General features: G+C 50.8%; 12 protein-coding genes. 10 read left to right on the top strand and 2 right to left on the bottom strand.

Annotation, left to right across the window (positions count from 1 at the left end; all coding sequences use genetic code 11):
- Positions 1–6 precede the first annotated feature (6 nt).
- The 8 genes from KDX31_11600 to KDX31_11565 all read left to right on the top strand — a co-directional run bounded on the left by KDX31_11600 (position 7) and on the right by KDX31_11565 (position 10,301).
- Complete coding sequence (locus KDX31_11600) at positions 7–756, top strand: TIGR00266 family protein (GenBank protein ID UTW02004.1); 750 nt, start codon at positions 7–9, stop codon at positions 754–756.
- A 127-nt stretch (positions 757–883) separates the two neighbouring features.
- Complete coding sequence (locus tag KDX31_11595; protein ID UTW05380.1) at positions 884–1,843, top strand: peptidoglycan DD-metalloendopeptidase family protein; 960 nt, start codon at positions 884–886, stop codon at positions 1,841–1,843.
- Positions 1,783–2,244: a polymer-forming cytoskeletal protein gene (locus KDX31_11590; protein ID UTW02003.1), complete on the top strand. Its 462-nt coding sequence runs from the start codon at positions 1,783–1,785 to the stop codon at positions 2,242–2,244. Before KDX31_11595 ends, KDX31_11590 begins: the two co-directional genes overlap by 61 nt.
- Positions 2,245–2,247: 3 nt before the next feature.
- Positions 2,248–3,042: a class II glutamine amidotransferase gene (locus KDX31_11585; protein ID UTW02002.1), complete on the top strand. Its 795-nt coding sequence runs from the start codon at positions 2,248–2,250 to the stop codon at positions 3,040–3,042.
- Between the two features lie 33 nt (positions 3,043–3,075).
- Positions 3,076–7,011, top strand: a complete 3,936-nt coding sequence (hrpA, locus tag KDX31_11580) for an ATP-dependent RNA helicase HrpA (protein ID UTW02001.1) — start codon at positions 3,076–3,078, stop codon at positions 7,009–7,011.
- A 461-nt stretch (positions 7,012–7,472) separates the two neighbouring features.
- The gene (locus KDX31_11575; GenBank protein ID UTW02000.1) at positions 7,473–8,480 is read left to right on the top strand and encodes a porin; all 1,008 of its coding nucleotides are present in this window, start codon (positions 7,473–7,475) and stop codon (positions 8,478–8,480) included.
- Between the two features lie 161 nt (positions 8,481–8,641).
- Positions 8,642–9,334, top strand: coding sequence for a VacJ family lipoprotein (locus tag KDX31_11570; GenBank protein ID UTW01999.1), 693 nt, complete (start codon positions 8,642–8,644; stop codon positions 9,332–9,334).
- A 301-nt stretch (positions 9,335–9,635) separates the two neighbouring features.
- On the top strand, positions 9,636–10,301 hold the full coding sequence (locus KDX31_11565; protein ID UTW01998.1) for an SDR family oxidoreductase: 666 nt from the start codon (positions 9,636–9,638) through the stop codon (positions 10,299–10,301).
- A gap of 44 nt (positions 10,302–10,345) precedes the next feature.
- Here KDX31_11565 and KDX31_11560 read toward each other — a convergent pair whose 3' ends face one another.
- Together KDX31_11560 and KDX31_11555 are read right to left on the bottom strand one after the other, a co-directional pair.
- Positions 10,346–10,819: an NYN domain-containing protein gene (locus KDX31_11560; GenBank protein ID UTW01997.1), complete on the bottom strand. Its 474-nt coding sequence runs from the start codon at positions 10,817–10,819 to the stop codon at positions 10,346–10,348.
- Between the two features lie 84 nt (positions 10,820–10,903).
- Positions 10,904–11,821 (bottom strand): LysR family transcriptional regulator, encoded by a 918-nt coding sequence (locus KDX31_11555; GenBank protein UTW01996.1) that lies wholly within the window; start codon positions 11,819–11,821, stop codon positions 10,904–10,906.
- Between the two features lie 104 nt (positions 11,822–11,925).
- On the opposite strand from KDX31_11555, the gene KDX31_11550 reads away from it, so the two are divergent.
- Both KDX31_11550 and KDX31_11545 read left to right on the top strand, forming a co-directional pair.
- Positions 11,926–13,263: an aspartate aminotransferase family protein gene (locus KDX31_11550; GenBank protein UTW01995.1), complete on the top strand. Its 1,338-nt coding sequence runs from the start codon at positions 11,926–11,928 to the stop codon at positions 13,261–13,263.
- A gap of 86 nt (positions 13,264–13,349) precedes the next feature.
- Positions 13,350–14,840, top strand: a complete 1,491-nt coding sequence (locus KDX31_11545) for a CoA-acylating methylmalonate-semialdehyde dehydrogenase (protein UTW01994.1) — start codon at positions 13,350–13,352, stop codon at positions 14,838–14,840.
- Positions 14,841–14,899: the final 59 nt, after the last annotated feature.

Here is a 14,899-nt window from a genome sequence, read left to right as displayed (position 1 = left end):
AGTGATATGAAGTGTCATAAAGTGGATTATGAAATTATAGGGAATTCAATGCCGATGCTGGAGGTGGAACTCGATCCGGGTGAAACCGTGATCGCAGAAGCCGGTTCCATGAACTACATGGAGGGTGATATCAGTTTTGAAACGAAGATGGGAGATGGTGCCGATCCCGATCAGGGGATGTTCTCAAAGCTGTTTTCGGTGGGTAAGCGGATGATCACCGGCGAGTCATTGTTTATGACCCACTTCTCCAATAACGGTGGCCAGAAGCGCAAAGTGGCTTTTGCCGCCCCCTATCCGGGTATGGTTGTTCCGGTCGATATGTCTCAGATCGGCGAGCGACTCTATTGTCAGAAAGATGCTTTTCTCTGCGCCGCGCTGGGAACCCGGTTATCGGTGGCTTTTTCCCGTAAGCTTGGCGCCGGCTTTTTCGGTGGCGAAGGTTTTATTTTGCAGAAGCTGGAAGGGGACGGCATGGCCTTTATTCAGGCGGGTGGCTCGGTGGTGAAGAAAGAACTGAATAATGAGACTCTGCGAGTCGATACCGGTTGTCTGGTTGGCTTCAGTGAAGGCATTGAGTATGACATCGAGATGGTAAAAGGACTTAAATCGATGTTCCTCGGAGGCGAGGGTCTGTGGCTGGCGACACTCTCCGGAACCGGAAGTGTCTGGGTTCAGAGTCTGCCGTTTTCCCGTCTTGCAGACCGTATTCTTGCTGCAGCCCCTGCTGTCGGAGGGGATGACAAAGGCGAGAGTTAGCCGAAGCAGGAAGTGGGTCAGATTAATCTCATAAAATGGTGTGTTTTTGATGTAGCTTTTATGACTTTTAGCCGCAATGAAGGTATATTTCACCGATATTTTTTATCGTGAATATGGTTTTCCGGGCATGCTGCGTAAAAAACTGCTTATCACATTAACCACTGCTCAGGGGTCGCGGCAGTATACTCTGGGTCAGTTGGCCAGGTATCTGCTTGCCCTGTTTTTGTTAATGTCGGTTTGTAGTTTTTTTATCTCTAATCTGCTGTTGGTCAAAACCTCGGATGCCCTCGACGATCTGGAACAGGGGATTGACTCTCTGGCCAGTCAGTACGAGATGACGCTGGGGACTCAGGAGCTGCAAAAAGGTCAGCTCGATCAGCTTTCCTCAACGCTGCAGGAGCTGAAGATCGAGCGGGATCAGTTGCAGGAAGAGAACCTTCGTATCGGTGAACTGAATGAAACTCTGGATGCCAGCCTCTTTGGCCTGGAAGGCCTGTTGGGGTTGCCTCCTTCGCAAGAGATGACCTCTGACCGGGCCGATGACTTAACCGTGATGACCAACCAGCGCCTGTTTTTTCTCAGTGTTCTGCCTAATGGTGAGCCGATTCAGGGGATTCGGATAAGTGATAAATTTGGTATGCGTATGCATCCGATCCGCAAAAAAAGGGTCATGCACAACGGCATCGATTTTAAAGCAAATACCGGTACGCCGGTCTATGCCACTGCCGATGGCGCAGTGGAATATGCCGGACTACACAAGCAGAGCGGTTTTGGCAAACTGATCATCCTGCAGCATGCGCTTGGGTTTAAAACCTACTACGCCCACCTGAGCGATGTAAAAATTAAAAGCGGAACCTTTGTCAGTAAAGGGCAGTTGATCGGCCTGAGTGGAAATACTGGTACCTCTACCGGACCCCATCTTCATTACGAAGTACGCTACCTGTTCAGGCCGGTCGACCCTGAGCCATTTGTGGCCTGGAATTTAAGTAATTTCGAATCACTGTTTTCAGAAGTAAAAGGTGTAAAATGGGCTTCTTTACGAAAAATGTACCCGCTAAATCAGGCGTTGCAAACGGCTCAGCAATAACTATCATTGCTGAAGGCAATAAGTTCAGCGGTGATATGAGTATCATCGGCCGGATGCATATTGATGGTACATTTGAGGGTAATGTATCCTCACTTGATAATATCTCCATTGGCAAAAATGGCCATGTGCACGGGGTGGTGAAAGCAAACCATATTACGGTATGTGGCTTGCTTGAGGGCGAGGTGCTCTGCGACGAACTCGAGATTGACCGTGGTGGTAAAGTCGTTGCAACGGTTGTCAGTAAAGTTATGGCGATTCACCCTGAAGGCAACTTTATCGGTGAACGGCGTATGAAAGATATGGGTGTGTTAGAACACGCACCGCAAGTCGAATCCGGTATCGATGCGATTGATTCTCTGCCGGATAAGGTAACGATTAAAGCGGGCAAGGAATCTGTATAAACGATGTGTGAACTGCTTGGCATGAGCGCCAATGTCCCAACCGATATATGCTTCAGCTTTAGCGGGTTGATGCAGCGTGGTGGGGAGACCGGGCCCCATAAGGATGGCTGGGGTATAGCCTTCTATGATGGCAAGGGACTTCAGGCTTTTCATGATCCGGCACCGAGTAGCCAATCGGAAATTGCACGGCTGATTACCAATCATCCGATCAAGAGTAAGACGGTAATCAGCCATATTCGTCAGGCTAACGTCGGCAGTATCTGCCTGGAAAATACACATCCCTTTACCCGGGAACTTTGGGGATACTGCTGGACCTTTGCTCACAATGGTCAACTGGACCCGAAACTGTTTGATCTGCCCTTAACCTACTATCACCCGATAGGGACTACCGATAGTGAATACGCTTTCTGCTGGCTGCTGGGGCAGGTAAGGGAACGTTTTCCCGTGAGACCGACGGACTTCTCCGAAGTGATTGAGCTGATACACTGCTGCTGTGATCAGTTACGCGAGCTTGGGGTGTTCAATATGTTAATGACGGAGTCTGAATATCTGCTGGCATACTGCTCAACCAAGCTTTCATGGATTACCCGGCGGGCGCCTTTTGGTAGGGCCAGACTGGCCGATGCCGAACTGACCGTCGACTTTTGCAAAGAAACGACCCCTGACGATATAGTAACCGTGGTCACCACCGAACCGCTGACCGATAATGAGCATTGGCGTAAGCTGCAGACCGGTGAGATGATCGTTTTTCGCGAAGGTGTTCAACAGCCACTGAGCCGGTGCTTTGGCCACGCCTGATCTAAACCCTCTTTTAAAACTGAAAATTCCATTGTGACTTCCACTATCAAGCAACTCTATACCCGGCTGGATAACTGTCTGATTGCCGACCGTTTCTCTATTCGAAAGAAGATCCAGCTGCTGCAACGCCGGCTGAAAGACACTAAGCCCTCTGATAAGTTGCAGGATGAGGTTGAGGCACTGCTGCTACGTTCTGAAGAGAAAGTGGCAAAGCGGACGTATAGTTTGCCGGTCAGTTATCCAGATTTGCCGGTCAGTGCTCGTCGTGAGGAGATCGCCAAAGCGATATCTGAGCATCAGGTCGTGGTGATTGCGGGTGAAACCGGGTCGGGTAAAACCACGCAGTTGCCAAAGATCTGTCTGGAACTCGGCTTAGGCCGGGTGGGGCTGATCGGTCATACCCAGCCCCGTCGCCTGGCGGCCCGAACGGTTGCGAATCGTATCGCCGAGGAACTGCAAACCTCCCTGGGAAGTACCGTGGGATATCAGGTACGTTTTACCGAGCAGGTTGCCGAAAACACTCTGGTCAAACTGATGACCGATGGTATCCTGCTGGCTGAAACACAGAACGATCGTTATCTCGAACGTTACGAAGTCCTGATTATCGATGAAGCCCATGAGCGCAGTCTGAATATCGATTTCCTGCTGGGCTATCTGCACCGGATTCTGCATAAACGGCCGGATCTGAAGGTGATCATAACCTCCGCGACAATCGATCTGGAACGTTTCTCTAAGCACTTCAATGATGCGCCGGTGATTGAAGTGTCGGGACGCACCTATCCGGTAGAGCTGCACTATCGTCCCCTTGAAGAGCTGGATGAAAGCAGTGACAAGAGCATTCCGGAAGGGATCGTCTGTGCCACTGAAGAGCTGATTCAGCTGGAGCGGAAAAAGGGGATTTCCGGTGCCGGTGATATTCTGGTATTTCTCAGCGGTGAGCGGGAGATCAGAGAGGCAGCGGAATACCTGAGAAAAGCCGCGCAGCAGGGGCGTGTTAAGCATATCGAAGTGATGCCCCTGTATGCCCGCCTCAGTGTGGCTGAGCAGAACAAGATCTTCTCCTCTGCCCGGGGAGCCGGGCGACGAATAGTCCTTTCTACCAACGTTGCGGAAACCTCATTAACCGTCCCGGGAATTCGGTATGTGATTGATCCGGGTATGGCCCGTATCAGCCGTTATAGCTACCGTTCTAAGGTGCAGCGACTGCCGGTAGAACCGGTGTCTCAGGCCAGCGCCAATCAACGCAAAGGGCGCTGTGGCCGGGTGGCAGAGGGTATCTGTATCCGTCTCTATTCAGAGGAGGACTTTAACGCCCGGCCCGAGTTTACCGATGCCGAGATTCGCCGCACAAATCTTGCGGCGGTTATTCTGCAGATGCTTAATCTGCGACTCGGGGCGATCGATGAGTTTCCTTTTATTGATCCACCGGATTCCCGTTATATCAACGACGGCTTTAATCTGCTGCAGGAGCTGGGGGCCGTTGATGATAAGCGCACCCTGACAAAACTGGGGCGACAGCTGAGCCGCTTGCCTGTTGATCCTAAAATTGGCCGGATGTTGCTGGCCGCAGTCGATAACGGCTGCCTCAAAGAGATGATTATCATCGCCAGCGCCCTGAGTGTGCAGGATCCACGGGAACGTCCCATGGACAAACAGCAGGCGGCCGATCAGAAACACCGGGAGTATGCCGATGAAGAATCCGATTTTGTCACTCTGGTTAACCTCTGGAATCTGTATGAAGAGCAGCGGCAGGCGCTGACACAAAATCAGTTGCGTAAATACTGTCAGAAACAGTTTCTCTCCTTTATGCGGATGCGCGAGTGGCGCGATGTGCACCGTCAGTTGCATCTGATCTGCCGTAACCTGAATTACAAAGAGAACGCTCAGCCGGCAGGCTATGACCCGTTGCACCGATCGCTGTTGGCAGGCTTGCTGGGCAATATGGGCTTTAAGCAGGAAAATAAAGAGTATCTGGGGGCGCGTAACCGTCGTTTCAGTATTTTTCCGGGATCAATGCTGTATAAGAAAGCACCGAAGTGGATTATGGCGGCAGAACTGGTCGAAACCAGTCGTTTGTATGCCCGGATGGTTGCCCGTGTCGATCCGCTGTGGGCGGAGTCGCTGGCCGGGCATCTGGTGAAACGCAGTTATCTGGAACCTCACTGGGAAAAGAAAAAGGCTCAGGTTGTCGCACAGGAGCAAGTGACCCTCTATGGTCTGATTATCGTTCCGGGGCGCACAGTGCATTATGGCAGTATCGATCCAAAAGTCAGTCAGCAGATCTTTATTCGAAGTGCGCTGGTGGAAGGGCAGTTCAGTACTCAGGGGCCTTTTTTCAGTCATAACCGTAACCTGCTGACTTCAATTGAAAACCTTGAAGCCAAGACCCGGCGACGGGATCTGTTGGTCGATGAGGATACCCTGGCAGAGTTTTATGCCTCGCGACTGGAGCAGCATAACGGTGCTGATCCCGGAACCTGGGTAGTTAATGGCGCAGGCTTTGAGCAGTGGCGTAAACAGGTGGAGCAACAGAACCCCAAAATCCTGTTTATGCAGGAGGAGGATCTGTTACAGCGCTCAGCGGAGCATGTCACCCGGGCAAGTTATCCTGAACAGATTGTGCTGAATGGCGCAAAATTGAAGCTCAGTTATAATTTTGAACCCGGCGCCAAAGATGATGGCGTAACGCTGAAAGCCCCGCTGGTATTGTTGAATCAGATCCCCGAAGAGCGGCTCGAGTGGTTAGTACCGGGGATGCTGAAAGAGAAATGTGTCGCTCTGTTGAAAGGCTTACCAAAATCTCTGCGTAAAAACTTCGTACCCATTCCCGATTATGTTGATGCCTTTATTGACGCAGCCGTTTTTGCAGAGGGCTCGTTGAATGAAGCGCTGGCATTGCACCTTAAAAGAATGACCGGTGTCAGAATCAGTCGGGATGATCTGGATGCCGTCAATCTGGATGATCACTATCGGGTTAACCTTCGCCTGACCGGTGAAAAGGGCAATACCGTTACCGAGGGACGCGATCTGCAGAGGTTACAGCAGAATTTTGGACAGCAGGCCCACCAGGCACTGACACAAGCGCCTTCAGAGAGTTGGGGGCGAAAAGGTATTACCGGGTGGGACTTTGGCGATCTTCCTGAATCGATTAAGCTGAAGCAGGCGGGGGGGCTTGAGCTCGAGGTTTATCCAGGATTGCAGGATTGTGGCGATAGCGTCGAACTCAAGGTATTTGAAGACCGGGCCATGGCGGCGAAGCAAAACCGGCTCGGTCTGGCCCGTTTATTGATGTTGCAGTTGAGCGAGCAGATACGCTTCGTAAAAAGCAGGCTACCCGGATTTCAGCAAACGGCCATCTTTCTAGCCAAAATAGAGAATCGTAATCAGCTGCATGAACAGTGTTTGTTGAGTGCAGTCGCCGCAACCTTCCTGGGTGAGGGTGTGACAATACGATCGGAGCAAGCGTTTTCTGATCAGTTAAACCGCTACCGAAGCGAATTTTGTCAGCAGGCAGAGCAGCAGGCGGTATTGTTGGGCGAGATTGCTAAAAAGTATCACAGCATTCAGAAGCAGCTTTCAGGTTCGGTTAATCTTCAGGCCGTTACCATCCTTGCCGATATCCGACAGCAACTGGATGGTCTGGTGTTCAAAGGTTTTTTAATTGAAGTGCCTTTCCAACAGTTACAGCAATACCCAAGATATCTGAAAGGCATAGAGTTGCGGCTGGAGAAATATCAACGAGAGCTGCCGCGACAGCGAATGCTGAGTGAGCAGTTGCAACAGCTGACCCGGCAGTATCGGGGGCAGCTGGAGCTGGACAGTAAGCATAATCGTTACAATGACTCACTGGATGAGTATCGCTGGATGCTGGAAGAGTACCGTATATCGCTGTTTGCTCAGCAACTGGGTACCCGGACAACCGTTTCAGAGAAACGACTGAAACAGCAGTGGCAGCAGCTAGAGCTGTAACACAGGTCAGATATGTTTTGTCGCGTCCAGACCGAGAATTTGTTTTTGAGTTTGATCTGCATCAGCTTTTGCTTATGGAGCGTTGCAAAACAGCCTTAACTGCTTAAAAAACCAGAACAAATGGTTGCGAACGCCCAAAGGCTATGCTGTAATGCGTCAAATTTATTTAAAAGCGGCTTTGAAACCTCGGTTTTAAACAGGTTGTAGCTTATAATAGTCTGGTTGAGTCGGTTAAAAACTAAGGTTGTTAACCGGGTCGCAGATAACAGATACTTAAGGGCTGTTATAGTAGTCAGTCCGGCAGAAATATCCGCTGTTAGAATTTATTTCTTCCACGGGATTGAAATATTTCTGAATTATAGTATTTTTCTTGTTAGCCGAGCGTAGTTGATGACGCGAAGCAAAGTAAGAAATAATAAAGTTTAACTACTAGTACGTTAAATATTGAAGGGGAAACATTAATGAAAAAGTCTATTATTGCTCTGGCTGTAGCCGGCGCTATGGCTGCTCCAATCGCTGCACAAGCTGACGCTACTCTGTACGGCTCTCTGCGTGTTCAAATGGCTAACGCTGACGGTAGTGAACTGGATATCCAGGACAACACTTCACGTATCGGTATCAAGGCTACTTCTGAGCTGTTCTCTGGCGCGACTGCAATCGCTCACTTTGAAACTTATGCAAACACTGAGTCCGGTTCTTTCGGTACTCCAGACAAAGGCCGTCTGGCTTACGTTGGAGCTACTGGTGACTTCGGTACAGTACTGGTTGGTCGTCAGTGGCTGCCAGCTTACCTGTGGACAGTTGGTAAAACTGACATCATGGCAGCTGCTAACACTGAAACAACTCACAGCTATGCTACTGGCGGTCGTCAGGGTAACGCTGCTGCATACATCTCTCCAACTATGGCTGGTCTGCAGCTGGCTGTTGCTGGTGTTGCACGTGATGCTGCTGGTGTTGATGCTGGTGGTAACACTGGTGATGACGCTGATGCGCTGCACGCAGCTGTTAACTACTCAATCGGTGGTTTCGGTGTTGCTCTGTCTACACTGCGTTACGAAGGTACAGTTGATGAGAGCATCAACTCTATCGGCCTGAGCTATTCTGCTGGCGATGCATACGTAGCGCTGTCTGTTGAAGACGACGAGATCAGCCGTATTGACGAAGTATACGTACTGGCTGGTTCTTACGCTATGGGTAACACTAAGTTCCTGGCTTCTGTAACCGACTTCGGTAAGAAAGCTGCGACTGCAGGTTCTACTGCAATAGCTGGAAATGATTTCCACGATGCTGTTGATGCTGTAGCTGCTACTCCTGAAATGGACGGTGGTCAGCGTTACGTTGTTGAAGTTCAGCAGCAGCTGGGCAAGCAGGCATTTGTATTCGCTAACTACATCGAAGCTGATAACGATGCTGAAGATGCTGGTAATGCAGTAGATACTTTCGCTGTAGGTTACAACGTAAGCTTCTAATCTTAATTTAAGATTAAGCTGATAAAAAAGGACCCTTAGGGGTCCTTTTTTTATGCCTGTGGTTTGTGTCTAAGTATTTAGAAAGTTGTTTTTTGCAGTCGCAAAAAACTATGATCTGAGGCACAATTCGGTTTCAGGTACGATTTTGGAAATTCAGCAAGATGCTAATTAAAAACACTCTGTTTACCCTCTTTTTGGTCTTTTCTTTAAATGCTGCTGCCGATGATCGCCGGGAAATTGATCCATGGGAAGGCTTCAACCGGGCGATGTTCAGCTTTAACGACACCCTGGACCGCTATGCACTTAAACCAGCCGCTCAGGGTTATAGGGCGATCACGCCGAATATTATTGAAACGGGTGTGAGTAATTTCTTCGGTAATTTGTCCGATGTCGGCAGTACGCTGAATAACCTGTTACAACTGAAAGGTAATGCCGCCGGGCAGGGACTGGCACGGGTTGTATTTAATACTACAGTGGGCCTGGGCGGCATAATCGATGTAGCAACCCCAATGGGCCTGCCGCAACATAGTGAAGACTTTGGTCAGACGCTCGGTTACTGGGGTGTTGAGACCGGGCCCTATCTGGTGTTGCCATTGTTAGGCCCGTCCAATATACGTGATGGTATTGGCCTGATACCGGACTCAATGGTTGATCCGGTCGGTGAGATTGACCCGATCCGTACCCGTAATCAGCTCTATGGGCTGCGTATTATTGATACCCGGGCCAGTCTTCTGGCGGCTGAGCAGTTGCTGAACGGCGATCGCTATACTGCGATGCGTGATGCCTATCTGCAACGTCGTGAGTTTCTGGTCAATGATGGTCAGGCGGCGGCTTTCGACGAAGATCAGTTCTGAAGCCGGTTTTTAGAACCCACTCTGAAAACTTGCCTTTAAGGTCATATCTTAAAGTCAGTTCTTGAAGATCAGTCCTTACAATAAGTCCTTACAAGAAGTGCATTCCAATGCATGCTCATTGTCCGATGAGTGCTTCGCCAAGACGAACCCTGGTTAGCCTGCCGCTGGGTAGCTGGCCAGACGTGGTGTTGCCGCTTACTACTGGTTAAAGCCCGCGGCCAGTTGCTCAGAAAAACTTTGTTATTACCATTTATCCCAACCTATACTGATACCGTTTAACTCAATGATCGGGTACCGCGCTATGTCTCAGTCAGTTGTAATTACCGGTGCCAGCCGTGGCATCGGTCTCTCTTTTTGTCGCCTGTATCAGGGCCGGGGATCTGATGTCTATGCTGTTTGCAGAACCGCATCTGAAGAGTTGAAATCCCTGGGAGTGAATATCATCGATGGAGCAGACGTCACCCAGCCTCAGGGCATTGAACGGATCGCTTCCGCTCTGGGAGCCGTGACCATCGATCTGCTGATTAACAACGCCGGCATTCTGCGCAACGAAGTGTTGGGGGAGATCGATGCAGATTCGATTCGGCAGCAGTTTGAGACCAATGCTCTGGCATCCCTGCTGGTAACCGAAGCGCTGATGAACCACTTAGCTGAGAATGCAAAGGTGGCACTGGTTTCCAGCCGGATGGGATCGGTTACCGATAATACCAGCGGCGGTCGTTACGGTTATCGCATGTCTAAAGCGGCACTGAATATTGCCGGAGTCTCTCTTGCCCATGATCTTAAACCCCGCGGAGTTGCCGTGGCGCTGCTGCATCCGGGACTGGTCGGCACCGAGATGATCGGTGGACATGGCGATATCACTCCCGATCAGGCTGCCGGGCGTCTGGCGCAAAGAATTGATGAGCTGACGCTGGAAACCAGCGGTACGTTCTGGCATTCGAATGGGGATGTTTTGCCCTGGTAAATTTTACCCCGGTAAATAATGGCCCCAGGTAACGGGTCCTGTTCTTAAAGCAACAGTGTGTCTTCGATAGGAAAAAACTCGCTCGCGGAGCTGATCAGTGAATTGGCCGTTAATGCGGGGACGCCATAGACCTGGGCGGTTACGCCGTATTTCCGTTTGACCCGTTCCAGCAGCAGATCAAAATCGCCATCACCGGAGAGCAGGATTATGGTATCGACCTCCGGGGCGGTATCCATAACGTCGATGGCGATGCCGACATCCCAGTCGCCTTTGGCGGAGCCGTCACTGCGCTGAATATAAGGCTTCAGTTTGACGTTGAAACCGATATGTTTCAGGGCGTTCTGGAACTTTAGCTGGCTGTCGTCACCGCGATGAATGGCGTAGGCGTTAGCGATAACGATCTCCCCCTGCTGACTGATCTCCTGCCACAGTTTACGATAGTTAAACTGTCGCCCATAGGCCTGGCGGGTGGTGTAGTAGATGTTCTGTACATCAACAAAAACAGCGATTCGGTTCACGGGTGTTCCTTAAGTTTTTAAATCTTTTTTCAGCAAGCGGCGCTGCCGTATCTGGCCATTAGCAAGTGACGCAGTCACGTCGAGCTACTGCTTTTCTAACTCTTCCATAAATGCATCGCGGATCAGGTTGTTGCGCGCGCCTTTGCGGGTGATGGCTGTGAAGTGGGTGGTGAAACTGCGTTTCTCGGGTTGAATCGCCCTGATTCGTCCCTCGCGAATCCACTGTTTGGCATAGTGAGTGGGCAGAAAACCGATATAGCTGCCACTGAGAATCAGGAAGGCGATCCCTTCACGATCGGTGGAGCTGGCACTGGCTTTGAGCAGCGCCTGTTGCTGTTTGATCTCTGCCGACTGAGGGTAGGCGGGCAGCACAGCATCGTATCCCGATAGCTCGTCATCGCTCAACAGGCTGTTATCTTTTTCAAATAGTGGATGCTCGTTGCTGCAATAGAGAAGGGATTGCTCGTCATAGAGAGGGAAATAGTTCAGGCCCGGCAGGCTGCGTTGTTCTGACACGACGCCAACCAGAAGCTGGCCATCCAGCACACCGGATTCAATATCTTTAGGCGGTATCATACGGATATTGATAGTGACTTCCGGGCCTCTTGCTTTCAGTGCTGCCAGTGCGCGGGTGATGCGCATCTGGGGAACGGTCACCATATTATCGGTGATCCCTATGTTGAGTTCGCCCTTCAGTTCGGTATTGATGGCGTTGATCCGGGCGCGAAAATTCTCCAGTCCTCCCAGCAGTTGCAGGGTTGCGTCATATACCTCTTCGCCCTGTTCCGTCAGTGCAAAACCGGCCCGGCCCCGGTTGCACAGGCGCATGTTTAACAGGCTTTCCAGTTCTGATATGGCTAGACTGATAGCAGGGCGACTGATATTCAGCTCCACTTCGGCGGCAGAGAATCCGCCGCTTTCAACAACGGCTTTGTAGATCCGCAACAGACGGATGTGGGCGTCACCCAGCTGGCGGGGCAGAAGGTTTTCAGATCGGCTCATTATTGAGTAACCTTATGGTTAACTTTAAATTAATATTTGTGAATTTAATAAACTTAGTCGTTGGCGATAATAGAGTCAACAAGATAATAAACTGAGGCTGAATTATGACTGATGATCCGAACCGCTGTGGCCTTACTCAGGAACAGCTTGATGCCCACTGGATGCCGTTTACCGCTAACCGAAGCTTTAAGCAGGACCCGCGGCTGATTGTTGCTGCGGAGGGTAACTACTATACCGCTGCGGATGGCCGGAAAATATTTGACGGTCTGTCCGGTCTGTGGACCTGCGGTGCCGGTCACAGTCGTCCTGAGATCACCGAAGCGGTCAGCAAACAGGTGAAAGAGCTGGATTACTCGCCGGCATTTCAGTTTGGTCATCCGAAATCATTTGAGCTGGCGCACCGTATCACCGAGTTTATGCCAGCAGGACTTAACCGGGTGTTTTTTACCGGTTCCGGTTCTGAATCAGTTGAAACGGCCTTGAAGATTGCCCGCGCTTACTGGCGTAAAAAAGGTCAGGGCGGTAAAACCCGTCTGGTGGGGCGTGCCAAGGGCTATCACGGCGTGAACTTTGGTGGTATCAGCGTAGGTGGGATCAGTCCTAACCGGGCGATCTACGGTCAGGGGATTGATGCGATTCACCTGCCTCACACCATGCTTGAAGAGAATCTGTTCACCCAGGGGATGCCTGAAACCGGCGCCCATCTGGCAAACGATCTGGAGCAGCAGATCATGGTGCACGATGCATCCAATATCGCTGCCGTTATTGTTGAACCGATGGCGGGTTCTACCGGTGTTATTCCGCCACCGATTGGCTATCTGAAACGGCTGCGGGAGATCTGTGATAAACACAATATCCTGCTGATATTTGATGAGGTGATCACCGCCTTTGGTCGTGTTGGATCGAATACCGGTGCAGAGGAGTTCGGTGTCACGCCGGATCTGATGACAGTGGCCAAGCAACTGACCAACGGCGTGATTCCGATGGGTGCTGTGATCGCAAAGCAGGAGATCTACGATACCTTTATGGCCGAGGGTGGCCCGGAATATATGCTGGAACTGCCTCACGGTTATACCTATTCTGCCCATCCGGTTGCCTGTGCTGCGGGTCTGGCATCACTGGATATTCTGACCAATGACAAACTGGTTGAGCGTTCCAAATCGATTGCGCCTCAGTTTCAGGAGATGGTTCATAGTCTCAAGGGTACTCAGTATGTGTCTGATATCCGTAACTACGGTCTGGCCGCCGGTTTCACTATTGAGTCGGCTCCGGGCGAACCTGCACTGCGGCCTTATCAGATCGCGATGAAGTGCTGGGAAAAAGGCTTCTATGTCCGTTACGGCGGCGACACGATTCAGCTGGGTTTGCCGTTTACCACTGAAATATCTGAAATTGACAGCCTGATTAATGCGCTGGGCGATTCGATCAACGAACTGGACTGATCCGTCCGGTTATAACGAATATATAGTCATGGTTTGGCTGTAACAGATTATTGAATTTGACAGAAATTGAATTTAAGAGAAAAGATATGACAACTATTGGTCACCTGATTAATGGCGAGATGAGCTTTGAAGCCGCTCGTACCCAAGATGTATATAACCCGTCTACCGGTGAAGTTTCAAAGCAGGTAGCGCTGGCGAGTGTGACTACGGTTGAGCAGGCGATTAGCGCCGCTGAACAGGCGTTTCCTGCGTGGCGTAATACGCCACCGGCTAAACGTGCACAGGTGATGTACCGGTTTAAAGCGTTGTTGGAAGAGAATGCCGAAAAGATCTGCGCGATGATCGGTGAAGAGCACGGTAAGATCTCTCATGATGCGGCGGGTGAACTGCAACGAGGTATTGAGAATGTTGAGTACGCTTGTGGTGCGCCAGAACTGCTAAAAGGCGAACACAGCCGTAATGTTGGTCCGGGTATCGATTCCTGGAGCGAGTTCCAGCCTCTGGGTGTGGTAGCCGGTATTACCCCATTCAACTTCCCGGCGATGGTGCCACTGTGGATGTACCCGATGGCGATTGTGTGTGGTAACACTTTTGTGCTTAAGCCTTCGGAGCGTGATCCGTCTTCGACGCTCTATATTGCTCAGTTGTTGGAGGAAGCCGGTCTGCCTAAAGGTGTCATCAATGTTGTAAACGGTGATAAAGAAGCGGTTGATACTCTGCTGTCCGATGAGCGTATTAAAGCGGTAAGCTTTGTCGGTTCTACGCCGATTGCGGAATATATCTACAGCACTGCGAATGCCAATGGTAAGCGCTGTCAGGCACTGGGTGGTGCTAAGAACCACGCGATTGTGATGCCGGATGCGGATATGGATAACGCGGTTAATCAGCTGCTGGGGGCTGCCTTTGGTTCTTCCGGTGAGCGTTGCATGGCGTTGTCTGTAGCGGTAGCGGTAGGCGATGAAGCGGCGGATACGCTGGTGGCTAAGATGCGTCATGCGATGGAACCTCTGAAAGTGGGTGCCTTCAGCAATAGCGATAATGATTTCGGTCCGGTAATTACCCGTGCGCACCAGCAGAAGGTAAACGGCTTTATCGATAGTGCCGAAGCCGATGGTGCTGCCGTTGTTGTTGATGGCCGTAATCCGCAGGTTGAAGGCTTTGATGGTGGTTTCTTTGTCGGTGCTACGCTGATCGACAGGGTTACACCGGAGATGGAAAGCTATAAAGAGGAGATCTTTGGCCCGGTATTGCAGGTTGTTCGTGCGAACTCGATGGAAGAGGCGATGCAGCTGATCAATGATCATGAATACGGTAATGGTACCTGTATCTTTACCCGTGACGGTGAAGCGGCACGCTACTTTTCTGACAATATTCAGGTGGGTATGGTGGGTATCAACGTACCACTGCCAGTACCGGTCGCCTATCATAGCTTCGGTGGCTGGAAACGCTCCCTGTTTGGGGATCTGCATGCCTATGGTCCGGATGCTGTGCGCTTCTACACCAAGCGTAAAACAATCACACAACGCTGGCCTTCCAGCGGTGTACGCGAAGGGGTTTCGTTCGCATTCCCTAGTTAAAAATGAAAGAGAGACCAGACCGTCGAACAGGTTTGGCTTGTTAGAACGTCGCTGCGCGA

The organism is Amphritea atlantica (genome assembly GCA_024397875.1).
Taxonomy (GTDB): Bacteria; Pseudomonadota; Gammaproteobacteria; order Pseudomonadales; family Balneatricaceae; genus Amphritea; species Amphritea atlantica_B.
This window is presented reverse-complemented; position numbering and strand designations above follow the sequence as displayed.

Excerpts from the sequence above, each read along its gene's own strand:
- KDX31_11600 (UTW02004.1), top strand. The coding sequence starts at position 7 with ATGAAGTGTCATAAAGTGGATTATGAAATTATAGGGAATTCAATGCCG.
- KDX31_11595 (UTW05380.1), top strand. The coding sequence starts at position 884 with ATGCTGCGTAAAAAACTGCTTATCACATTAACCACTGCTCAGGGGTCG.
- KDX31_11590 (UTW02003.1), top strand. The coding sequence starts at position 1,783 with ATGGGCTTCTTTACGAAAAATGTACCCGCTAAATCAGGCGTTGCAAAC.
- KDX31_11585 (UTW02002.1), top strand. The coding sequence starts at position 2,248 with ATGTGTGAACTGCTTGGCATGAGCGCCAATGTCCCAACCGATATATGC.
- KDX31_11575 (UTW02000.1), top strand. The coding sequence starts at position 7,473 with ATGAAAAAGTCTATTATTGCTCTGGCTGTAGCCGGCGCTATGGCTGCT.
- KDX31_11570 (UTW01999.1), top strand. The coding sequence starts at position 8,642 with ATGCTAATTAAAAACACTCTGTTTACCCTCTTTTTGGTCTTTTCTTTA.
- KDX31_11565 (UTW01998.1), top strand. The coding sequence starts at position 9,636 with ATGTCTCAGTCAGTTGTAATTACCGGTGCCAGCCGTGGCATCGGTCTC.
- KDX31_11555 (UTW01996.1), bottom strand. The coding sequence starts at position 11,821 with ATGAGCCGATCTGAAAACCTTCTGCCCCGCCAGCTGGGTGACGCCCAC.
- KDX31_11550 (UTW01995.1), top strand. The coding sequence starts at position 11,926 with ATGACTGATGATCCGAACCGCTGTGGCCTTACTCAGGAACAGCTTGAT.
- KDX31_11545 (UTW01994.1), top strand. The coding sequence starts at position 13,350 with ATGACAACTATTGGTCACCTGATTAATGGCGAGATGAGCTTTGAAGCC.